This window comes from Immundisolibacter sp., from assembly GCF_041625615.1.
Classification (GTDB): Bacteria; Pseudomonadota; Gammaproteobacteria; order Immundisolibacterales; family Immundisolibacteraceae; genus Immundisolibacter.
Genome location: NZ_JBFJTF010000026.1, coordinates 1 through 21,915 on the forward strand (window position 1 = coordinate 1; position 21,915 = coordinate 21,915).

The window sequence follows — 21,915 nt, forward strand, 5'->3', positions numbered from 1 at the left end:
CTGCGCGGCGCCTGGGCACAGGGCGCGCAGGCGGTGGCCGTGACGGCCCAGCAGGCGGAACGGATCGTGCAGGTGGCCGCTGGTCAGGCGCTGCAGGTCGGCGAGCGGGAATTCTGGAATGCTTGTTGCGTTCACTCAGCTGACGGGATGTTGGTGGCGGCGTGGGGCATGGTATCAATCGCGGTAAACGGGCCTGTCAACGAACAGTGGAGGAGTCGACGCATGAACGGTGCCAGCCGTCCCGAGCGCTTCATCAGTGAACTCACGCGTGACACGCTGGCATTGGTCCTGGCCGGTGGCCGTGGCAGTCGCCTGGAGCAGCTCACCCTGTGGCGCGCGAAGCCGGCGGTGCCGTTTGGCGGCAAGTTCCGCATCATCGATTTCCCGTTGTCGAACTGCGTCAACTCCGGCATTCGCCGCATCGGCGTGCTGACCCAGTACAAGGCGCATTCGCTGATCCTGCACATCCAGCGCGGCTGGGGCCACTTGAGTGGCCAGTTCGGCGAGTTCGTGGAGCTGTTGCCGGCCCAGCAGCGGCTGGAGACATCCTGGTATGCCGGTACCGCCGACGCGGTGTGGCAGAACCTGGACATCATTTCGGCCCACAACCCCGAGTACGTGCTGATCCTGGCGGGTGATCACATCTACAAGATGGACTACGGCCCCATGCTGGCCGCCCATGTCACGCGCGAGGCCGACGTGACGGTGGGGTGTTTCGAGGTGCCGGTGGCGGATGCCAGGGGCTTCGGCGTGATGGCGGTTGACGAGGATCTGCGCATCAGCAGCTTCATCGAGAAGCCGCCCGAGCCACCGTCAATTCCCGGTCGCGAGGGTGTGGCCCTGTGCTCGATGGGCATCTACGTGTTCAACAGGCGGTTTCTGTTCGAGCAGCTGTACAAGGACGCCGACACGCCGCGTTCGCAGCACGATTTCGGGCGCGACATCATTCCCGCGCTGCTGGAGCGTTACCGTGCCTTCGCTTACCCGTTCGTGGACACGCAGACGGGCGGTCAGGCCTATTGGCGGGATGTCGGAACGCTCGATGCCTACTACGCCGCCAACCTGGACCTGGTGGAGGTGACGCCGGAATTGAATCTCTACGACACCGACTGGCCGATCTGGACCCTGCAGGAGCAGGTGCCGCCGGCGAAGTTCGTGTTCGACGATGACGGACGGCGCGGCATGGCTGTGGACTCGGTGGTGAGCGGCGGCTGCGTCATTTCCGGCGCGTCGCTGCGCCGCTCGCTGCTGTTCACCAATGTGCGTGTCGAGGCCGGCACGCAGCTCGACGAGTGTGTGGTGCTGCCGCAGGTACACATCGGCGAAGGGTGTCGCATCCGTCGCGCCATCATCGAGCGTGGCTGCGTGGTGCCCGCCGGCACGGTGGTGGGCTATGACGCCGAGGCGGATGCCCGGCGCTTCAAGGTGACACCGGGGGGCGTCACGCTGGTGATCCCGGAGATGCTCGGCCAGGCGCTGCACCATGCCCGCTGAGCGACGTGCCGGCCTGCTGCTGCACCCGACCTCGTTCCCCGGGCCATTCCCCCGCGGTGATCTGGGGCATCAGGCTTATCGGTTCGTCGAGTTTCTCGCGGCGACCGGCTGTGCCGTGTGGCAGATGCTCCCGGTGGGACCCACCGGCAACGGCAGCAGCCCGTATCAGTCGACGTCCAGTCATGCGGGCTGCCGGGAGCTGATCAGCCTCGACTGGCTGCGCGACCGCGGCTGGCTGGACACGGTCGATCCCGCCCGGTCGCGGGACGCGCATCTGCGGTCGGCAGCCACGGCATTTGCCGCCCGTCCGGCGGCCGATTACCCGGATTTCTGCGCCCGCGAGGCGCACTGGCTGGACGATTTTGCGCTGTACACCGTGCTCAAGGCACAGCACGGTGGCAGTGGCTGGACACGCTGGCCCGATCCGTTGCGCCGGCGTGATCCGGACGCGCTGACGGCGGTCCGCGAGCGCCTGAACGCCCAGATGCAACGCGTCCGCTTCGAGCAGTACGTGTTTTTTACCCAGTGGCAGGAGCTGCGTGCCTACGCACATCGACACGGCGTTCAGCTGTTCGGCGACATGCCGTTGTTCGTGGCCCATGACAGCGCCGACGTGTGGGCGACGCCGCAGGCCTTTTTACTGGACGCCGATGGACAGCCACAGTTCGTTGCTGGTGTGCCGCCGGACTATTTTTCCGCCGACGGTCAGCGCTGGGGCAACCCACAGTACCGGTGGGATTGGCACCAAGCCGGCGACTTCGCCTGGTGGCGCGCCCGTATCGGTACGCTGGCCCAACGCTTCGACCTGCTGCGCATCGACCACTTTCGCGGCCTGCAGGCGGTATGGATGATCGCCGCCGATGCGCCGACGGCGGCCAACGGCGTCTGGCAGGAAACGCCGGGCCAGGCACTGCTGACGGCGATCCGGCAGGCGTTCCCCGACCTGCAGCTGGTGGCCGAGAATCTCGGGATCATCACACCGGAGGTCGAGGCGCTGCGCCGTCGGTTCGGCCTGCCGGGCATGGTGGTGCTGCAGTTCGCCTTCGAAGGTGATGGCAGCAACCCGCACCTGCCCCACAACCACGCGCGCGATGACCTGGTCTACACCGGCACGCACGACAACGACACCACGTTCTCCTGGTTCACGGCGGCACCACAGGCCGTGCGCGAGCGCGCCCTGGACTACCTGGGGCGGCCAGGGGAGGACATGCCCCTGCCCATGATCCGGGCGGCGCTGGGGTCGGTGGCCGACCTGGCCGTGCTGCCGGTCCAGGACCTGCTGGGTCTGGACGGGCGCGCGCGCATGAACACCCCTGGCACGCTGCACGGCAACTGGCTGTGGCGTTTGATGCCCGGTCAGTTGACGGGCCCGGCGGCCGAGCGCCTGCGCGGGCTGCTGGCGTTGTACGGGCGACTGTGAGCGCATCGCTACGCGGCGCAGTGTGATCTGGTGCACAGGCGGCAGTGGGTCGCTTCCCAGGCGAAGGCATGATGAACCGGCCCGGCCGTGGTCGGGTGCCGAGCCATCGTTACTGCGGACAGCCGCGCCTGGGGGGCACTCATGCCACGTGCCGTCGACGACAAATGCCTTGATCTGGTGCGCCGGTTCGAGGGATTGCGCACCGAAGCCTATCGTTGCCCCGCCGGGCTGTGGACGATTGGCTACGGTCATACCGGCGACGTGCAGCCGGGCCAGCGCATCAGCGCCAGCCGGGCGGAACGGCTGCTGCGAGATGACCTGGCCGCCTGCGCGGCGCAGGTCGAGGAACTGGTGCGGGTGCCGCTGCTCGACGGGCAGTTCGGTGCATTGGTCAGCTTCGTGTTCAACGTCGGCGCCGGCAGCCTGCGCAGCAGCACGTTGCTGAGGCGTCTGAACAGCGGCGATTACGAGTGTGTTCCAAGCGAGCTGGCGCGATGGGTCAAGGCCACCGATCCGCGCAGCGGCCGCAAGCTGACGCTGCCGGGTCTCGTGCGCCGCCGGGCTGCCGAGGGTGAGCTGTGGCTGAGCGACGGCGGCGATGATGCGTTTCGCGTCAGCGGCGACATGCCGCAGAGCGTGCAGGCGGATCAGGCCCGTTTCGCGTATCGGGTCACCGCGCGTTCCGGGCTGAGGCTGCGTGCCGGCCCCGGGCTCGAACACGAGGTGTTGCGTCTGCTGCCATTCGGCACGCGGCTGTATGTGGAGCGTCAGGTGGACGGGTGGTCGGCGGCGGATCTCGAAGGGGACGACGCGGTCGACGGCTACGTCTACTCGGCGTTTCTGAAGCAGACCGAACCTTGATCGGCTGTGCCGCCAGCGGGCTGGCGGCAGGGAGTGGCCATGACGCTTTGGGTATTGGGCGGCCTGGCGCTGGCCGCGTTCGGTGTGTGGTGGTGGCAGGCTTCGGCAGCGGCGCAACGGCAGTCGGAGCGGCGCGATGTGTGGCGCCGCTGGCAGGCCAGCGTCACGGTTGCCGCGTCGAACGCGGAACCGGCGCCGGTTCCGGCGGGGCACGAGGCGCCCGCCGACAGCACGCGTGCCGCAACGCCGTCGCGGGTGCCCCCCGTGTCGCTGCTCAACACCCGGCCGGTGACGCCCGAAGCGGCGGCGTGCCTGGTCGACCTGTCCGACAGCCTGCCGCGCCCGCGCGCGGTGCTCACGCAGTTGTTGCTGGCGGGTGACGATCCGGTCGAGTTGGCACGCGTGGTGGCGACCGATACGGCCAGCGCGGCACTGTTGCTGCGCACCGTCAACTCGGCGCGGTTCCACCTGACGCGCCCGGTTTCCAGCGTTCAGCATGCGGTCACGTATCTGGGGGCGAACCTGGTGCGTGACATGGCCATTCGGCATGCCCTGGCGTTGCCGGCGCCGGCAGATGACCCGGCCGCCGAGCGGGCCAACCAGCGCCTGTGGCGCATCGGTTACCTGGCGAGCACCATCGCCCTGGCGGTGGCCCGACACCAGCGGTGGCCGTCGGCGGGAGCGTTGTCCACGCAGGCGCTGTTGTTTGGCCTGGGTGACATTGCGCTGTTGGCGCACCATCCAGGGCTGGCCGAGCTGTACGCCCCCGATTACGGCCTGCCCGCGCGGGTCGAGGAGATTCAGCGACGCCTTGCGCTCAACCCGGCCATGGCGGCGGCGCATTTGGGGCGCGTGTGGCAGTTGCCGCAGGAGCTGGTCCGGGGGCTGGGTGCGAGCCTGACACCTCTGGCCGGCGGCCCGCAGCAGTTGGCGCCCGACCTGTTGGCGCCGGTTACGCTCGGCTACTTTTCCACCGGCCTGGCGGATGTGATGCTGCGGCAGGGGAGCTGCGATCCACGGACGGCCGTCGACACCCTATTGGGGCTGCCACACGCGTTTTTCCTGCCCGAGTATCTTGCGGCCTGCGGTGTGTCGGGTGTGCTGGACGCGCTGGCACAACCGGCGGCAGCGCGCCGACTGAACGCGGTCTGGGCCAGCACCCATGCCACGGGGGAGCGCGACCGCCCGGAACCGTCGCCGGACTAGAACACCCGTCGCTTCAGGCCGAACTGCTGGATGTCGGTGGTAGCGATCTCCTCGATCGACTTGTGCGTCGAATCCAGGTGCGGGATGTTCAGGCGCTGGTACAGGCGCAGGGCCTGGCGCGCCTCGAACTGGCACTGCGGCAGCGATGAATAGCGACTGCCGGGGCGGCGTTCCTCGCGGATGCGGTGTACGCGCATCGGGTCGATGCTCAGGCCGAACAGTTTGTTGCGATGCGGCAGCAGGGATTTCGGCAACGTCTGGTTCTCGAGGTCGTCCTCGGTGAGCGGGAAGTTCGCCGCGCGGATGCCGAACTGCAGACTCAGGTACAGGCTGGTCGGCGTCTTGCCGGAGCGGGAGACGCCGATGAGGATGATGTCCGCCTCGACCAGGTGCTTGCCGTCCACGCCATCGTCGTGGGCGAGGCTGAAATTGATGGCCTCGATACGCTCTTCGTAGTCGTTCGATTCGGGGATGCCGTGGGTGGGCGTCGCACCGTGTCGGGCAGGCACGCCAAATGCCTCCTCCAGCGGCGCGATGAAGGTCTCCAGGACATCCAGGCACAGGACGCCGCTGCTGCGGATCACCGCGCGCAGGTGGTCGTCGGTGATGCTGCTGAGCACGACCGGCGGCTCGCCGCCGCTGGCGGTGTCGCGGATTCGTCCGGCGACCTGGCGCGCCTTCTGTTCGGTGTCGATGAAGGGGATGTCGATGCGCTCGATGGCGTTGGCCGGAAAGTGGGCCAGCAGCGCCTCGCCGAGTGTCTGCACCGTAATGCCGGTCTGGTCGGAAACGAAGAAAACCGTGCGGGTCATCGGCGTGTGGCTCAGCTGCCGTCGCGGATGACGGTCAGGCGGTCGCCCGGCTTCAGGGCATGGGCGCGCAGGCCGTCGTTCCAGCGCTGCAGCTGCTCCAGGCTGACGCCGAAGTTCTGGGCGATGCGCCAGGCGGTGTCACCGCGGCGCACGGTGTAGGTTTCGCGCCGACTGGCATCGGCGACCGCGGTGGTTTCGGACGGCCGGAACACGCTCAGCGTCTTGCCGACCGTCAGGACGTCGTTGCGCAGGCCCGGGTTGCAGGCGGCGATGTCCTTGACGCTGACCTGATAGCGCCGTGCGATGTCCCACAGCGTGTCGCCGGCAGCCACCCGATGCACCACCCGCTCGCCCTGGCAACTGTGGCCGGGGCCCGGTCTGCGGTCGGCCGTGTAGGCGACCGGGATCAGCAGGTCCTGGTTTGCCTTGAGCATGCCCGTGTGCAGCCCGTTGGCCTGCCGCAGTGCCGCGATGCTCACACCGTAACGCCGCGCCACGCCGGTCAGTGTCTCGCCGCTGCGCACCTTGTGCCGTCGCCACTGGACGCGCTGCTGGGGCACGGACGCGTCGGCCTCGACGCCGGCGACGGCATCGCGGGGCAACACCGCCAGGTGCTGGCGGGCGTCGTCGGCGGCGGCGACGGGGACCAGGAGCCGATGTGGGCCGCCGGGAGGGGTGCTGCCACGGTGATAGCCGGCGTTCAGGGCCAGCAGGTCGTCGGTGCCGAGGCTTTCGACCGCGGCCAGCAGGTCGAGACGGATCGGACCGTCGACGTCCACAGTCGTGAAGTAGGGCTGGTTGGGAATTTCCGGCAGGCGGATGCCGTAGCGCTCCGGGTGCGCCACGATTTTTCGCAGCGCCAGCAGCTTGGGTACGTAGCAGCGCGTTTCCTGGCGCAGCGGCAGGTCCAGGAACCGGGTGCCGCGATTTTGCGCCAGGTTGGCCTGGCACAGGCGTGACACATACCCCGGGCCGCCGTTGTAGGCGGCCAGTGCCAGCGTCCAGTCGCCGTCGAACTGCCGGGCCAGGGTGGCCAGGTAGTCGAGCGCGGCGCGCGTCGAATCCACCACGTCGCGGCGCTGATCCACCCAGGCGGTCTGTTGCAGGCCGTAATCCTTGCCGGTTTCGGACAGGAATTGCCACAGGCCAACCGCGTTGCTGCGCGACACGGCGGTCGGCACGAAGGCGCTTTCGACCACCGGCAGCAATGCGAGCTCGGTCGGCAGGCCGCGGCGCTCGATTTCGTCCAGGATGTGGAAAAGGTATCGGTTGCCGCGCGTCAGGACGTTGTCCAGCCACAGCGGATGATCCAGATACCAGCGCAGCTCCGCTTCGATCTGCGGGTCGGGCGGTATGTCGATGGCAAAGCCGTCGCGCACACGGTCCCAGATGTCGATGTCCTGCGCCGCCATGGGCGGGGGCGATTTCTTGCGCGCGCTGCTGGGGGGCTCGGGGCGCTTGCTGCTGGTGTGGGGGGTGCCGGGCGTGGAGCAGGCCGCCAGGGCGAGCAGCAGCGTGGACACGAAAAGCACCATGGCGGTGCGCAGGAAGGCGTTGAGCAGTGGCGTATCCGCAGGCATGGGGCGGCATTCTACGGACGAAATGGGCTGCTGGTGACAATCCTGCCTGGCCGGGCCCATGAAAGACGCTTCAGGGCGTTGCTGCGGGCGCCGTGTAGACGCTGCCGGTCGGATGTCCGGCATGCCAGGCGAACCAGTACTCGGTTGCCGTCGGCACGGGCTTGCCGTCGATATCGGTCACCAGTGCGCGTTGGTCGGCGTAGTTGAAGTCGATCCGGTAGCTGGCGCCTTCGAAGCGGTCGGTAAACGGTCCATCGTGCGCCGTCAGCTCGGCGAAGGGGTAGGCGCGATAGCGTGTGCCACGACGGATGACCAGCACCGGTTCCTTGGGGTGGTAGCGATCGCTGCGGGCCGCAACCGGGAACTGCAGTTCGCTGTTGGTGGCGTAGTCGGCGTAGGGGTCTTGTCCGTACGGTCGGCGGTGGCCGGTGTCGTCGCTGAGTACCTGCGTGTCGGGATGACGGGTGAGCCAGTCGGCCCAGCTGGTTTCGACCACGGCCAGCGGGGTCAGGCGTTCGCCCCGGCGCGGGCCGGCGATGGCCTCACCTTCAAGCGGCAGCCACAGCGACTCGCTGGCGCGGTCGAACAGCACGGTTCCGCTGTTGTAGAGCAGTCCCGACACACCGAAGCGGTCGGCGGTTTGGGCGTGGCCGGTGAAGAAGCCGGCCACGGTGCCGCTCAGCGGGCTGTAGACAATGAGAAACGGACGCGTCCCGATGCGGTCGTTGACGGCCTCATGCCAGACCAGCACCGAGCGTGGGTAGGCGCGCGCGACGCCATCGATCACCACGCCGACGACGCGTTCCTCGAAGCCCATGCCGATCGAGTCGCCGGGCACGAAATTCGGATCGTCCAGCGCCGGGATGCCGTCGCGTGGCTGTCCGCCACTGGCCAGGGCTGCCCGCGGCAGCTCGAGGTTGGACAGGTCGAAGCCGTTCCATTCGTTCGCGGGCTCGGCCCGTGCGGCCAGGCTCAGGCCCAGCAGCACGCCGGTGGCCAGGCGTGCGGCACGTCGGGCGAACATCAGCGCAGCGCCGCGTTGATGTCGTCCAGGGCCGTCGCGCCGGGGCACAGGGCCTCGTACGGCAGGCTGTTGAGCGCCCTGTCATCGGTGCCGAGCACGGCGTGCATTTCCACCGGCGCGGCGTCGACGAACAGCAGGCCGGTCGGCACCGCGCCGTCGGCCTGCTGACGCTGCAGGTAGCTCATGGCACCGGCCCGGTCGTAGGGATCGTAATCCTCGGCCAGTTTCTTCAGGTACAGCGTCGAGCCGTCGTGCAGTGTCACCGCCACCCGTTCGCCGGGGGCGTACGCGGTGGTGATTTCCTCGGCGTGCGGCACGAAGTCGGCGGCGACCAGCGGCCGGTCGTGGCGACGGATGTGGGCGTAGCTCTTGGTCGACGCTTCGTGATTGTTGAAGGTCACGCAGGGCGAGATGACATCGACGAAGGCGAAGCCCGGGTAGGCGATGGCGGCCTTCAGCAGCGGCACCAGCTGTGCCTTGTCGCCGGAGAAGCTGCGCGCCACGAAGCCGGCACCCATCTGCAGCGCCAGCTGCACCAAGTCGATGGCCGGGTAGGCATTGGTGCGGCCGCCCTTGTTCTTGGAGCCGGGGTCGGCGGTGGCCGAGAACTGCCCCTTGGTCAGCCCGTAGGTGCCGTTGTTCTCGACCAGGTAGAGCATGTTCACGCCGCGGCGGATGGCGTGAATGAACTGGCCCAGGCCAATGGAGGCGGTGTCGCCGTCGCCGGACACGCCGATGTACACCAGGTCCCGATTGGCGGCGGCGGCGCCGGAGGCGATGGACGGCATGCGTCCGTGCACCGAGTTGAAGCCATGCGCCGGCCCGAGGAAGTAGGTGGGCGTCTTCGACGAGCAGCCGATGCCGGACAGCTTGCCGACGCGGTGCGGCGGCAGGTCGAGCTCGAAACAGGCCTGGATCAGCGCGGCGCTGACCGAGTCGTGCCCGCAGCCGGCGCACAGCGTGGACAGCGAGCCTTCGTAGTCACGGCGGGTCAGGCCCAGCGTGTTCTTGGGCAGTTGCGGGTGATGGATCTTCGGTTTCGGCAGGTAGCTCATGCGGACGCTCCCATGGCAAGGGCCTGCACCGGCGCCAGGTGACCGCCGATGTGATGCACCAGGAATTCGGCGGTGACCGGCATGCCGTCGTAATGCAGGATCGGCACCAGCTTGGCCGGTGAAATGTCGCCCTCGATCTGCAGCATGGCGCGCAGTTGCGCGTCGCGATTCTGCTCGACCACGAACACCGTGTCGTGCGCGGCGATGAAGTCGTACACCGCCTGCGAGAACGGGAACGCCCGCAGGCGCAGCGCGTCGACTTCGAGGCCCTGTGCGGCCAGCCCCTCCAGCGCCTCGGGCATCACCTCGGCGCTGGTGCCGAAGTAGAGGATGCCGGCGCTGGCGCCGCTGTCGCGTTCGATGACCGGTTCCGGCACCAGCCGGGCGGCGGTGTCGAACTTGCGTCGCAGGCGGTCGACGTTGTCCTGGTACTTGTCGCCGTCCTCGGTGTAGGCACCCAGGCGGTCGTGACCGGAGCCGCGGGTGAAGAAGGCGCCCTTGCTCGGATGTGTGCCGGGCAGGGTGCGGTAGGGGATGGCGTCACCGTCGACGTCGAGGTATCGGAAGAACTTGAACCCGTCCTCGAGCTGCTCGGTGCTGACCACCTTGCCGCGGTCGGGGGCGTAGCTGTTGTCCCAGCTGAGCGGCTCGGACAGCCAGTCGTTCATGCCGAGGTCGAGGTCGCTCATCACCAGCACCGGCGTCTGCAGGCGCTCGGCCAGATCAAACGCCTGCGCCGCCATGTCGAAGCACTCCTTCGGCGACGCCGGGAACAGCAGCACGTGCTTGGTGTCGCCGTGCGAGGCGTAGGCCGACGACAGCAGGTCCGACTGCTGGGTGCGCGTGGGCATGCCGGTGGACGGGCCGCAGCGCTGGATGTCGAACAGCACCACCGGGATCTCGGCGTAGTAGGCCAGGCCCAGGAACTCGGTCATCAGCGACACGCCGGGCCCGCTGGTGGCGGTGAACGAACGCGCGCCGTTCCAGGCCGCGCCGACCACCATGCCGATGGCTGCCAGTTCGTCCTCGGCCTGCAGGATGGCGTAGCGCTTGCTGCCGTCGGGGTTGACGCGGAACTGCTCGCAGTAGCCGCTGAAGGCGTCGACCAGCGAGGTGGAGGGGGTGATCGGGTACCAGGCCGCCACGGTGGCGCCCGCGTACAGGCAGCCCAGGCCGGCGGCCGAGTTGCCGTCGATCAGGATGCGGTCACCGACCGCCTGGCGCCGCTCGGCATGCATCGGCAGCGGGCAGGCAAAGCGCTCCAGCGCCGCCGCACGGCCCATCTCGAACGCCTTCATGTTCGGCGCGATGAGCTTTTCCTTGCCGCGGAACTGCTCGCCCAGCAGCTGTTCGACGACGTCCGGCTCGATGTTGAGCAGCGCCGACAGCACGCCGACATAGGCGATGTTCTTGAACAGCAGGCGCTGGCGCGGGTTGCTGAACGCGTGCGTGACCATCTCGGTCAGCGGCACGTCCAGGAAATTGATGTCCGGCCGGCGCAGTTCGGGCGCCAGCGGCTTGGACGAGTCGTACAGCAGGTAGCCACCGGGCTCGACGCTGCGCACGTCCTCGGCGAAGGTCTGGCCGTTCATGGCCACCATCAGGTCGACGCTGCCGCGCCGGCCGGTGTGGCCGGCCTCGCTGACGCGGATCTCGAACCAGGTGGGCAGGCCCTGGATGTTGGACGGGAAGATGTTCTTCGGGCCCACCGGCAGGCCCATGCGGAACAGCGCCCGCGCCACCAGGCCGTTGGCACTGGCCGAACCGGTGCCGTTGACGTTGGCGAAACGCAGGACGAACTCGTTGACCTTGGCTAGACGCGACATACGCCACCTGCTTGCGGAAGGGTGAGGATGGATTTCTGCATGTCCCAGGCGCCGGTCGGGCAGCGCTCGGCGCAGAAACCGCAGTGCAGGCACACGTCCTCATCCTTGACCATGACACGCCCGGTGGCTACCGGGTCCGATACGTACAGCGGCTGGTCGAGGTTGTGCGCCGGCGCCATCAGGCGGGTGCGCAGGTCGGTCTCGTCGCCGTTCTCGGTGAAGGTGATGCAGTCCTCGGGACAGATGTCCACGCAGGCGTCACACTCGATGCACAGCTGTTCGGTGAACACGGTCTGCACGTCACAGTTCAGGCACCGCGCCGCTTCCTTGTAGGCCAGCTCGGCGTCGAAGCCCAGTTCCACCTCGACCTTGATGTTCTTCAGCGTCTTGAACTTGTCCGCGTGCGGCACGGCGAAGCGCTGCTCCGCCGAGAAGGCGTTGCCGTAGCTCCAGTCGTGCAGGCCCATCTTCTGGCTGACCAGGTTGACCCCGGCTGCCGGGCGGTCGGCGTGCAGGTCCTTGCCCTGGCAGAACAGGTCGATGGAAATGGCGGCGGCGTGGCCGTGCGCCACCGCCCAGATGATGTTCTTCGGTCCGAAGGCGGCGTCGCCGCCGAAGAACACCTGCGGGTGCGTCGACTGCAGGGTGTCGGTGTCGAGCTTGGGCAGGTCCCACTGGTCGAACTCGATGCCGACGTCGCGCTCGATCCACGGGAACGCGTTTTCCTGGCCGATGGCCATCAGCACGTCGTCGCAGGGAATGAACACCGGCGGCTCGCCGGTCGGTACCAGCTTGCGTCGGCCACGGTCGTCGTGTTCGGCGCGCATCTTGTCGAACCAGACGCCGGTCAGGCGGCCGTTGTCGACCTCGAAGGATTTCGGCGCGTGGTAGTCGAGGATGGGGATGCCTTCGTGCATGGCATCTTCCTTCTCCCACGGCGAGGCCTTCATCTCGTCGAAGCCGCTGCGTACCGTGACGGTGACCTGCTCGCCGCCCAGGCGCAGCGCGGTGCGGCAGCAATCCATGGCGGTGTTGCCGCCGCCGATCACCACCACGCGCTTGCCGATCGTGCTGATGTGCTCGAAAGCCACCGAGGCCAGCCAGTCGATGCCGATATGGATGTTGGCGGTGGCTTCGCGCCGGCCGGGGATGTCGAGGTCACGCCCGCGCGGCGCGCCGGAGCCGACGAACACGGCATCGAAGCCCTGGCCCAGCAGCCAGCCCATGCTCTCGACCGGCTGGCCGAAATGGCACTCGACACCGAAATCGAGAATACGGTCGACTTCCTCGTCCAGCACCGACTCGGGCAGGCGGAAGGCCGGGATCTGCGTGCGCATGGCACCGCCGCCGCGCCGGTCCTTCTCGTACAGCACCACTTCATAACCCAGCGGCAGCAGGTCGCGTGCCACCGCCAGCGACGCCGGTCCGGCGCCGACCAGCGCCACGCGCTTGCCGTTTTTCTGCGTCGGGATGGCTGGCAGGTGCGGGCTGATGTCGTCCTTGAAATCGGCTGCCACGCGCTTGAGGCGGCAGATGGCGACGGGCTTGTCCTCGACCCGGCCGCGCCGGCAGGCCGGCTCGCAGGGGCGGTCGCAGGTACGACCGAGCACGCCCGGGAAGACGTTCGAGAACCAGTTCAGCAGGTATGAGTCGGTGTAGCGCCCGGCGGCAATCAGCCGGATGTATTCGGGCACGTTGGTGTGGGCCGGACAGGCCCATTGACAGTCGACTACCTTGTGGAAGTGTTGCGGATCGGCGAGGTCGGTTTTTTTCAAGGACGGAGGCCCGCTGGCACGGCACGGTGGGGGGACGGAAAATCCTCTTATTGAACCACAGCCGCGTGCCCGCGAGTAATACGCGCGCAATGAACGCCCTGGCTTTTGGCCGTGGCCTCAGCCGCTGAAAGCATCCGCGTCGGCGCAGAACGCCTGCATGCCCAGGTCGGTCAGCGGATGGTCGGCCACACCGGCCAGGATGGCCGCCGGCACGGTAAGGATGTCGGCGCCGGCCAGCAGCATTTCGGACACCTGCGCCGGGTTGCGGATGCTGGCGGCCAGCACTTCGGTGCGGATGTCGTAATGGGCGAACACGGTCACGATCTCCTGCACCAGGCGCGAGCCCGCGTCATGGCGCGGGCCGCCGCAGGCGACGTATTCGGTGTTGTGGTGGCGCGCCGGGTCGCTGGCCTGATAGAGCGCGTTGCCGGGGGTGCCCAGGTCGTCGTCGTGCTTGGCCAGGTAGTCGGCGACCCGGCCCAGGAACGGGCTCACGCAACTGGCGCCGGCGTTGGCAGCCCAGAACGCCTGCGTGGTGTTGAACACCAGCGTGGCGTTGGTGTGGATGCCGCGCTCCCACAGCGTGCGGATCACCTTCAGGCCGGTGAACGGGTCGGCGTTCGGGTCGGCCGTGCGGTAGCCGCCCACCGGTACCTTGATGACGGCGTTGTCACCCAGCGCGGCCAGTTCCTGCGCCTGCTCTAGCATCGGGTCGCAGGCCAGCTCGGTCAGTTCCAGGCTCACCGGGTTCGGCGCCAGCAGCCGCAGGATGTCGGTCAGCAGGGTCTTGGCCTGCTTCCACGAGGTGGCGCCGGCCCGCTTGAGCAGGGTCGGGTTGGTGGTGACGCCGTTGATGATGCCGGCCCGGTACAGCGGCTCGATGTCGCGGATGTCGGCGCTGTCGGCGAAGATGCGCGGTGCCCGGCTGGCGGGGTGGCGCTCGTCCCGGATGGGCGGCAGGGCGCGGCGGCGCGGCTGGATCTCGGGGCTGAATTCGGCGGGCTTGAGCATGGCGTTTTCCACGGTTCGCGAAGGCGCGATTCTAGCAATGCTGCCGGCGCGGTTCCGCCAGGGCGCTGGCGGCGCCGCGCTTCCGGGCAGCGTGGATTTGCGCGTAAAGTTAACGACTGATCAACACGCGCAGGCATGCTTGGCGCCTGCTCAGGAGACGCTTCATGAACACCCCCCGCGAGACCGGTCTCGGCGGCACGCATTTCATTCGTATCGACCCGGATCGTTGTGAATTTCTGGTGCCGCGCTGGGCGTTTACCGACCCCGCCGTGCTGGACAAGGAGCGCGCGGAAATCTTCGGGCGCTGCTGGCTGTACGCGGGTCATGCGTCGGAGATTCCCAGGGCAGGCGATTTCGTCGCGCGCAAGGTAGGTGGCCGGCAGCTGTTCCTGTGGCGGGCCGATGACGGCGCGGTGAAGGTGTACTTCAACACCTGCACCCATCGGGGGGCCATGGTGTGCCGCGAGAAGCAGGGCAACGCCAAGCGCCTGACCTGCCCGTACCACGGCTGGACGTTCGATAGCCACGGCGGCATGGTCGAGCAGCCCGGCGCCAGCGGCTTTCCGGACGGGTTCTTCGACAACGGCGCCAAGAACCTGGTGTCGCCGGCACAGGTGGATGTCTACCGTGACTTCATCTTCGTCAATTTCGACCCCACCGCCGGTGACCTGACAAGCTACCTGGCCGGCGCCACCGAGTATCTGGACCTGGTGGCCGACCAGGGCGAGCACGGCATGGAAGTGACGCCGGGCGAGCAGGTGTACTCCATGCGCGCCAACTGGAAGTTGCTGTACGAGAACAGCGCCGACGGCTATCACGCCATTACCGCGCATGCCTCGTACTTCGACTATCTGCGTGCCACCGTGGGCGTGTTTCGCGAGGACTTCAACCCGCACGATGTCGGCGGCGGCGGCCGCAGCCTGGGCAACGGTCATGCGGTCATCGAGTACCAGGCGCCGTGGGGCCGACCGGTGGCGCAGTGGGTGCCGCAGTGGGGGGACTCGGGCAAGCAGGAGGTCGCCCGTGTCAAGGCGGAGCTGGTGGCGCGCCTGGGCGAGCAGCGGGCCGACCGGGTGGCGAACTGGAACCGCAACATCCTGATTTTTCCGAACCTGATCATCAACGACATCATGGGGCTGACCGTGCGCAGCTTCCAGCCGGTCACGCCGGGCTACCTGGAGGTCAACGCGGTGTCGCTGGCGCCACGCGGCGAGCACCCGGAAATGCGCGCCTGGCGGCAATACAACTTCAACGAGTTCCTCGGCCCGGCGGGCTTCGCCACGCCGGACGACGTGGAAATGCTCGAGCTGTGCCAGCAGGCCTATCAGAACATGCCGGAAGTCGGTTGGAACGACATCTCCAAGGACATGAACCGGCCGGACAACAACCAGGGTGATGACGAGTTGCAGATGCGCTCGTTCTGGATCCGCTGGGACGAGCTCATGGGCGCTGCGCGCTGAACCCGACTCACAAGGAACATGACGATGGCACTGCTGACCCGGGCCGAGGTGGAGGACTTCCTCTACCACGAGGCGGCCCTGCTGGACGACTGGAAAACCATGGAGTGGTCCGCGCTGTTCACCGAGGACTGCGAGTACCTGGTGCCCCCCACCGACCTGCCGGATGCCGACAAGAACGCCGCCTTGTTCATCATCAACGATGACCACCACCGCCTGGTGCAGCGCGCCAAGCGCCTGACCCGGCGCACCGCGCACGTGGAGTTTCCGCATTCCAAGATGCGGCACACCATCCACAACGTGCGCATCCTGGAGCAGGACGAACACGGCGTGACGGTGGCCAGCAACCAGGTGGTCTACCGCGCCAAGCGGCAGAACCTCGACACGTTCGTGTGTCACACCGTGCACAAGCTGGTGCGCACCGCGGACGGCCTTCGCATCAAGAGCAAGCGGGTGATGCTGGACATCGACGGCCTGCGCCCGCACGGCATGATCAGCGGCATTCTGTGAGCGCCGCTGCCACCGAGGAGAGACCCATGTTCCGTTACAAGAAGCTCGGCTATGTCGCGCTCAACGTGAGCGACCTGGCGCGGTCGGTGCCGTTCTACCGCGACATCGTCGGCCTGCAGCTGAACGAGCAGACCGACGACGGCACGGCCTTTTTCGCCTGCAGTGCCGATCACCACAACGTGGTCCTGTATGAGGGCGGCGAGCCGGGCCTGAAGCGCGTCGGCTGGGAGATGGAGCAGCCCGAGGAACTCGACCGCCTGTACGAGCACCTGCAGGCGGCCGGTTTGAAGCCGGCGTTCGTTTCGCCGGACGAATGCCGGGCGCTGCGCCAGCAACGCACGCTGCGCATCCGCGAGCCGTTCAGTGGCCTGACCTTCGAGTTTTACGAGGGTCAGCTCGAGCGTGGCAGCACGTATACGCCGACCGTCACCAACATCGCCCGGCTGGGACACGTGGTGCTGAACCTCGAGCGCTGGCCGGAAGCGGTCAAGTTCTTCAAGGAAACACTCAACTTCCGCACCTCGGACTACGTCGACGGTTTCATCGCCTTCATGCGCTGCTTCCCGAACCCGTACCACCACTCGCTGGGTATCGGCAACGCGGCCGCCACGCGCAAGGAGCCGGGGCTGAACCACGTCAATTTCATGGTCACGGACATCGACGACATCGGCCGCGCGCTCACGCGCGTCAAGCGCCACGATGTGCCGATCGTGTTCGGTCCGGGCCGGCATCCGCCGTCGGGCAGCATCTTCCTGTATTTCCTGGACCCGGACGGCATGACGCTCGAGTACAGCTACGGCATGGAGGAGTTTCCGGAAGAACGCCCGCGCAAGGCCCGCGTGCTGGAGGCCCGGCCGGATTCGCTCGACTACTGGGGCAACGTGCCCGACCCGCGGTTCGCCTCCACCGGCCGTTTCGAGCCGGCGACGGAGGACTGAGCGTGGAGTCGAATGCCAAGCTGCACGGCGGCCGGGCCGCCCTCGTCAGCGGCGCGGCCAAGGGCATCGGCCGCGCCATCGCCCGCGAGCTGGCGCGCGACGGTGCCAGCCTGCTGCTGGCGGACATGGACGGTGACACACTGCACGCCACGGCCGAGGCCATCGCCGCCGAACACGGCGTGCGTGCAGTCTGTCATGTGGCGGACCTGGCCACCGAGGCGGCCAACCAGGCCATGGCGCAGGCCGCGCTGGACGCCTTCGGGCGTGTCGATATCCTGGTCAACAACGCCGGCGGGGGGGTGATCAAGCCGTTCCTGGAACACACGCCCGAAACCCTGCACACCACCATCGACCGCAATCTGTGGACGGTGCTGTGGGCCAGCCGCGTGGTGCTGCCGATCATGCTGCGTCAGGGCTACGGGCGCATGGTGAACATCGGCGCCGATTCGGTGCGCAACGGCCTGTGGGATCACGCCGCGTACAACGCCGCCAAGGGCGGTGTGCACGGCCTGACCACCGGTCTGGCGCGCGAGTTCGCCGCCCACGACATCACCTTCAACACCGTCGCCCCGTGCGCCGTGCGCACCGAGCAGGTGGATGCACTGGCGCAGGCGCATCCGCAACTGATGGACAAGTTCGTCAGCGTCATCCCCAAGGGTCGGCCGGGCGAGATGCACGAAGTGGCGGCGGTGGTGAGTTTCCTGGCGTCGGAAAAGGCCTCGTTCGTGACCGGTCAGGTGATCAGCGTCAACGGCGGCAGCACCATGCTCTGACACGGCGCCGATCGACTCGGCGTTCTGGCGCCCCGGCGTGCACTGCCGGCGGGGCGCCCTCCACCGGGCGCGCCCGGTGTGGCAAAAACGTGCGTTTCAGTGCCCCCGGCCAGCAAGCGTGCCGGTTGGCGCGGCGGCTCAGTCGGCGCTGCCGTACTTGCCCAGCAGCACGTGGTGCAGGGTGGCGGTGACCGGCACCTCGATGCCCAGCTGCCCGGCCCGCCGCAGCACCGCGCCGGTGATGCCGTCCAGCTCCAGCGGCTTGCCGCGCTCGGCATCCGCCTGCATGGACGGCTTGATGGGTGTGATGCCCTTGATCCACTGGAACACCGCTTCCAGTTCGTGCGGGCTGAATTCCACCTCGTCGGCGGCGGCCGCGGCGCCGGCCTCGCGCATCAGGTTGCGCATCACCCAGGCCAGGTCCGGGTCGTTGGCCATGCGCTGGGTGTCCAGGAAGGTCACTGCCGCCAGCGGATTGCAGCCGTTGTTCAGGATCAGCTTGCGCCACAGCTCGCGGCGGATGTCATCGCTGGCGAACACCGTCACGCCGGCGGCGCGCAGGCGCTCGATCATGTCGTCGGCATCGGCGCCGCAGCCGGTCGGGTAGTCGCCCAGCACGGCCTCGAGCGCGCCGCGTACCTCGACCTTGCCCGGTGCGGTGATGTGGGCGAAGAACTTGCGCATCAGGCCGCCGAGCACCGGGCGGCCGAACACCTGCGCCAGGATCGGCTCGTTGTCGACACCGTTCTGCAGCGATCCCAGCCGGCATCGAGGTCCGACGTGGGGTTTCAGCCGCTCCGCCAGGCGGCGCGTGTGCTGGCTCTTGCAGGCGAACAGCAGCCAGTCGCAGTCGGCCAGCTGGCCGAGCGCCGCCTCGCTCGCCGTGTCGATGACCGGCAGGCGGTGGGTTTCGACCTCGCCGTTGCAGTCCAGGATGAGGCCGTCGGCCGCCAGACGCGCGGCATGCTCGCCTCGCGCCAGCAGCACGACGTCGGCCTGCCCGGCGGCCGCCAGGCGGGCGCCCACCAGGCAGCCGATGCCGCCCGCACCGACGATGGCAACGCGCATGCCTTACTCTTCCAGCAGCTTGGTCTTGTCCGGCACGCCAGCCCACTGGTCGGCGTCCGGCAGCGGGTCCTTGCGCTGGGTCAGCGGCGGCCACTGCTGCGACAGGCGGGCGTTCAACTCGATGAAGCCTTGCTGCTCGGCGGGGATTTCCTCCTCATCGACGATGGCTTCCACCGGACACTCGGCCACGCACAGGGTGCAGTCGATGCACTCGTCCGGGTCGATGACCAGCATGTTGGGGCCTTCGCGGAAGCAATCCACCGGGCAGACTTCGACGCAGTCGGTGTATTTGCACTTGATGCAGGCCTCGGTGACGACGAACGCCATTGCCGCTCTCCGTATCGCAGATAAAACGACAATTATAGGCACCGACGGGCGCCGCCTTGTGGCTGCCGCGGTAACGCGGGTGCGGCGTATGCTTGGGGGCGCCCGTATCGGCCTTGCCCCGGCGGGCTTTTTCCTTCGCGCCGTCGTGAGCCGCTCCATGTCGCCTGCCACCGAATTCGACCTCGCCCCCGACCTGATTTATCTGAACCACGCCGCCGTGGCCCCCTGGCCGCGCCGGGCGGCCGAGGCGGTGGCGCGTTTTGCCGCCGAGAATGCCCGCGAGGGAGCGCGTCACTACCCGCGCTGGTTGCAGGTGGAGCGGCGTCTGCGCCAGCGCCTGGCGCGGCTGATCGGCGCCGCCGAAGCGGACGTGGCGCTGCTCAAGAACACATCCGAGGCGATTTCGGTGGTGGCCTTTGGTTTCCCCTGGCAGGCCGGCGACAACCTGGTGCTGGCGGCCGAGGAGTTCCCGTCGAACCGCATTCCCTGGCAGGCGCTGGCGCGACTGGGCGTGGAGTGCCGGCAGGTGCGCCTGACCGGCGCCGCCGACCCGGAGGCTGCCCTGCTGGCGCAGTGCGATGGGCGCACTCGCCTGCTGACGGTGTCGTCGGTGCAGTACGCGGGTGGGCTGCGCATGGACCTGACGCGTCTGGGTGCGGCCTGTCGGGCGCGCGGCGTGGCGTTCTGCGTGGATGCCATCCAGAGTCTCGGCGCGCTGCCGTTCGACGTGGAGGCGGTGCAGGCCGATTTCGTGATGGCCGACGGGCACAAGTGGATGCTGGGGCCGGAGGGCGTGGCGCTGCTGTGGGTGCGCCCGGCCTGGCGCGAGCGCCTGACGCTGTATCAGTACGGTTGGCACATGACGCGCGGCGCCGGTGACTTCGACGCGGTCGAGTGGCAGCCGGCGGACGATGCCCGCCGCTTCGAATGCGGCAGCCCCAACCTGCTGGGGGTGCATGGACTGGAGGCCAGTCTGTCGTTGATCGAGGAACACGGCATCGACCAGGTCGCGGACGACCTGCTGGCCCGCAGCGGCTACCTGGTCGAGCGCATCATGGCCAGTGCCGCGCTGGAACTGCTCGGCGACGCACAGCCGGCGCGGCGGGCCGGCATCGTCACCTTCCGTCACCGCCGGCTCGACAATGCAGCGCTGCATCGTCGCCTGACCGAGGCCGGCGTGGTGTGCGCGCTGCGTGGCGGCGGTGTGCGCCTGTCGCCGCATTTCTACACGCCGTACGAGCAGCTCGACGTGGCCCTGGCCAGCGCCGGCGCCTGAGCCGGGTGGTCGCGGGTGGGTAGAATGGGCGGCCCCTCCACGTCCTCACATGGAACACGCATGGAAGCCTTTCACGGCACCACCATCCTGTCGGTGCGGCGCAACGGCCGGGTGGTTCTGGGCGGCGACGGCCAGGTCACGCTCGGTCACATGGTCATGAAGCGCGGGGCGCGCAAGGTGCGCCGCCTGCATCACGGCAAGGTGCTGGCCGGGTTCGCGGGCGCCACCGCCGACGCCTTCACGTTGTTCGAGCTGTTCGACGCCAAGCTCGAGAAGCACTCCGGTCAGCTGGCCCGCGCCGCCGTGGAGCTGGCCAAGGACTGGCGCACCGACCGCCTGCTGCGGCGCCTGGAAGCCATGCTGGCGGTGGCCGACGCGGAAACCTCGCTGGTCGTCTCCGGCAACGGCGACGTGCTGGAACCCGAGGACGGCCTGATGGCCATCGGCTCCGGCGGGGCCTACGCCCAGGCGGCCGCCCGCGCGCTGCTGGACCACTCGGCGCTCGACGCGCGGCAGATCGTCGAGGCGGCGCTCGGGATCGCCGGCGACATCTGCATCTACACCAACCATTCGCTGACCATCGAGGAGCTCGGCGCCTGAGGCGCACACTGCCATGTCCATGACCCCGCGCGAAATCGTTCAGGAACTCGACAAGCACATCGTCGGCCAGGATGCCGCCAAGCGTGCCGTGGCCATCGCGCTGCGCAACCGCTGGCGACGTCTGCAGGTGGCCGACCCGCTGCGCGGCGAAATCACGCCGAAGAACATCCTCATGATCGGTCCGACCGGCGTCGGCAAGACCGAGATCGCGCGCCGCCTGGCGCGTCTGGCCGGGGCGCCGTTCCTGAAGGTGGAGGCGACCAAATTCACCGAGGTGGGCTACGTGGGTCGCGATGTCGAGTCCATCGTGCGCGACCTGATGGACGTGGCCGTCAAGCAGACCCGCGAGCAGGAGCTGGCCAAGGTTCGCCACCGTGCCGAGGATGCCGCCGAGGAGCGGGTGCTCGACCTGCTGTTGCCGGGCTCGCGCGAGCAGGACAGCCGGTCGGGTGGCGAGGCCGCCGCCGATACGCGCCAGAAGCTGCGCAAGCGCCTGCGCGAGGGCGACCTCGACGACAGGGAGGTCGAGATCGACACGCAGGTGATGCCGGTCGGTGTGGAGATCATGGCGCCGCCGGGAATGGAGGAGATGACCGGCCAGCTGCAGAGCCTGTTCCAGAATCTCGGCGGCAAGCGCACCCGCAGGCGCAAGCTCAAGGTGCCCGACGCGCTGGCACTGCTCGTCGACGAGGAGGCCGCGCGCATGGTGAACGAGGAGGAGCTCAAGCTGCGAGCACTGGAAGCGGTCGAGAGCAACGGCATCGTGTTCATCGACGAGATCGACAAAGTAACGCGGCGCGGCGAGACCACTGGCGCGGACGTGTCGCGCGAGGGCGTACAGCGTGATCTGCTGCCGCTCGTGGAGGGCTGCACGGTATCGACGAAGTACGGCATGGTGCGCA

The 21,915-nt window shown here is 68.2% G+C and carries 20 protein-coding genes; 11 read left to right on the forward strand and 9 right to left on the reverse strand.

Annotated elements, in window-relative coordinates; genetic code table 11:
- Positions 1-222: 222 nt before the first annotated feature.
- The 4 genes from glgC to ABYX71_RS03460 all read left to right on the forward strand — a co-directional run bounded on the left by glgC (position 223) and on the right by ABYX71_RS03460 (position 4,981).
- A complete protein-coding gene (glgC, locus tag ABYX71_RS03445; RefSeq protein WP_372694950.1) occupies positions 223-1,494 on the forward strand; it encodes a glucose-1-phosphate adenylyltransferase in 1,272 nt (423 codons plus the stop codon).
- Positions 1,484-2,914: a 4-alpha-glucanotransferase gene (malQ, locus tag ABYX71_RS03450; protein WP_372694952.1), complete on the forward strand. Its 1,431-nt coding sequence runs from the start codon at positions 1,484-1,486 to the stop codon at positions 2,912-2,914. The genes glgC and malQ overlap by 11 nt, the downstream gene beginning before the upstream one ends.
- Before the next feature lie 141 nt (positions 2,915-3,055).
- Positions 3,056-3,775, forward strand: coding sequence for a glycoside hydrolase family protein (locus ABYX71_RS03455; RefSeq protein ID WP_372694954.1), 720 nt, complete (start codon positions 3,056-3,058; stop codon positions 3,773-3,775).
- A gap of 39 nt (positions 3,776-3,814) precedes the next feature.
- Positions 3,815-4,981 (forward strand): HDOD domain-containing protein, encoded by a 1,167-nt coding sequence (locus ABYX71_RS03460; protein ID WP_372694956.1) that lies wholly within the window; start codon positions 3,815-3,817, stop codon positions 4,979-4,981.
- Here ABYX71_RS03460 and ABYX71_RS03465 read toward each other — a convergent pair.
- From ABYX71_RS03465 to ABYX71_RS03495, 7 genes are all read right to left on the reverse strand, one after another.
- Positions 4,978-5,793 carry a pyruvate, water dikinase regulatory protein gene (locus ABYX71_RS03465; protein WP_372694958.1) on the reverse strand — a complete coding sequence of 272 codons (816 nt, stop codon included), beginning with the start codon at positions 5,791-5,793 and terminating at the stop codon, positions 4,978-4,980. The two genes, ABYX71_RS03460 and ABYX71_RS03465, sit on opposite strands and share 4 nt — an antisense overlap.
- Before the next feature lie 11 nt (positions 5,794-5,804).
- A complete protein-coding gene (locus tag ABYX71_RS03470) occupies positions 5,805-7,373 on the reverse strand; it encodes a LysM peptidoglycan-binding domain-containing protein (protein WP_372694960.1) in 1,569 nt (522 codons plus the stop codon).
- A gap of 70 nt (positions 7,374-7,443) precedes the next feature.
- Entirely contained in the window at positions 7,444-8,397 is a 954-nt protein-coding gene (locus ABYX71_RS03475; protein ID WP_372694962.1) for a DUF3179 domain-containing protein, read from the reverse strand.
- Positions 8,397-9,452, reverse strand: a complete 1,056-nt coding sequence (locus ABYX71_RS03480; protein ID WP_372694964.1) for a 2-oxoacid:ferredoxin oxidoreductase subunit beta — start codon at positions 9,450-9,452, stop codon at positions 8,397-8,399. Before ABYX71_RS03480 ends, ABYX71_RS03475 begins: the two co-directional genes overlap by 1 nt.
- The gene (locus tag ABYX71_RS03485; RefSeq protein ID WP_372694966.1) at positions 9,449-11,278 is read right to left on the reverse strand and encodes a 2-oxoacid:acceptor oxidoreductase subunit alpha; all 1,830 of its coding nucleotides are present in this window, start codon (positions 11,276-11,278) and stop codon (positions 9,449-9,451) included. The genes ABYX71_RS03480 and ABYX71_RS03485 overlap by 4 nt, the downstream gene beginning before the upstream one ends.
- Positions 11,266-13,053 carry an FAD-dependent oxidoreductase gene (locus tag ABYX71_RS03490; RefSeq protein WP_372694968.1) on the reverse strand — a complete coding sequence of 596 codons (1,788 nt, stop codon included), beginning with the start codon at positions 13,051-13,053 and terminating at the stop codon, positions 11,266-11,268. The genes ABYX71_RS03485 and ABYX71_RS03490 overlap by 13 nt, the downstream gene beginning before the upstream one ends.
- Before the next feature lie 117 nt (positions 13,054-13,170).
- Entirely contained in the window at positions 13,171-14,064 is an 894-nt protein-coding gene (locus ABYX71_RS03495) for a transaldolase family protein (protein WP_372694970.1), read from the reverse strand.
- Positions 14,065-14,228: 164 nt separating this feature from the next.
- Between ABYX71_RS03495 and ABYX71_RS03500 the strand changes: the two genes are divergently transcribed.
- The 4 genes from ABYX71_RS03500 to ABYX71_RS03515 are packed head-to-tail and all read left to right on the forward strand — an operon-like array spanning position 14,229 to position 17,742.
- The gene (locus ABYX71_RS03500; protein ID WP_372694972.1) at positions 14,229-15,524 is read left to right on the forward strand and encodes an aromatic ring-hydroxylating dioxygenase subunit alpha; all 1,296 of its coding nucleotides are present in this window, start codon (positions 14,229-14,231) and stop codon (positions 15,522-15,524) included.
- A gap of 24 nt (positions 15,525-15,548) precedes the next feature.
- On the forward strand, positions 15,549-16,031 hold the full coding sequence (locus ABYX71_RS03505) for an aromatic-ring-hydroxylating dioxygenase subunit beta (protein ID WP_372694974.1): 483 nt from the start codon (positions 15,549-15,551) through the stop codon (positions 16,029-16,031).
- Between the two features lie 26 nt (positions 16,032-16,057).
- Positions 16,058-16,969, forward strand: a complete 912-nt coding sequence (locus ABYX71_RS03510) for a VOC family protein (RefSeq protein ID WP_372694976.1) — start codon at positions 16,058-16,060, stop codon at positions 16,967-16,969.
- Positions 16,970-16,971: 2 nt separating this feature from the next.
- Complete coding sequence (locus ABYX71_RS03515) at positions 16,972-17,742, forward strand: SDR family NAD(P)-dependent oxidoreductase (protein ID WP_372694978.1); 771 nt, start codon at positions 16,972-16,974, stop codon at positions 17,740-17,742.
- A 138-nt stretch (positions 17,743-17,880) separates the two neighbouring features.
- On the opposite strand, the gene ABYX71_RS03520 is transcribed toward ABYX71_RS03515, so the two are convergent.
- The gene (locus ABYX71_RS03520) at positions 17,881-18,810 is read right to left on the reverse strand and encodes a ketopantoate reductase family protein (RefSeq protein WP_372694980.1); all 930 of its coding nucleotides are present in this window, start codon (positions 18,808-18,810) and stop codon (positions 17,881-17,883) included.
- Between the two features lie 3 nt (positions 18,811-18,813).
- The gene (gene fdxA, locus ABYX71_RS03525; RefSeq protein WP_372694982.1) at positions 18,814-19,137 is read right to left on the reverse strand and encodes a ferredoxin FdxA; all 324 of its coding nucleotides are present in this window, start codon (positions 19,135-19,137) and stop codon (positions 18,814-18,816) included.
- A gap of 157 nt (positions 19,138-19,294) precedes the next feature.
- On the opposite strand from fdxA, the gene ABYX71_RS03530 reads away from it, so the two are divergent.
- From ABYX71_RS03530 to hslU, 3 genes are all read left to right on the forward strand, one after another.
- A complete protein-coding gene (locus tag ABYX71_RS03530; RefSeq protein ID WP_372694984.1) occupies positions 19,295-20,413 on the forward strand; it encodes an aminotransferase class V-fold PLP-dependent enzyme in 1,119 nt (372 codons plus the stop codon).
- 60 nt (positions 20,414-20,473) lie between these two features.
- Positions 20,474-21,013, forward strand: coding sequence for an ATP-dependent protease subunit HslV (gene hslV / locus ABYX71_RS03535; RefSeq protein ID WP_372694986.1), 540 nt, complete (start codon positions 20,474-20,476; stop codon positions 21,011-21,013).
- A gap of 13 nt (positions 21,014-21,026) precedes the next feature.
- On the forward strand, positions 21,027-21,915 hold an 889-nt coding region (hslU, locus tag ABYX71_RS03540), incomplete at its 3' end, for an HslU--HslV peptidase ATPase subunit (protein ID WP_372694988.1).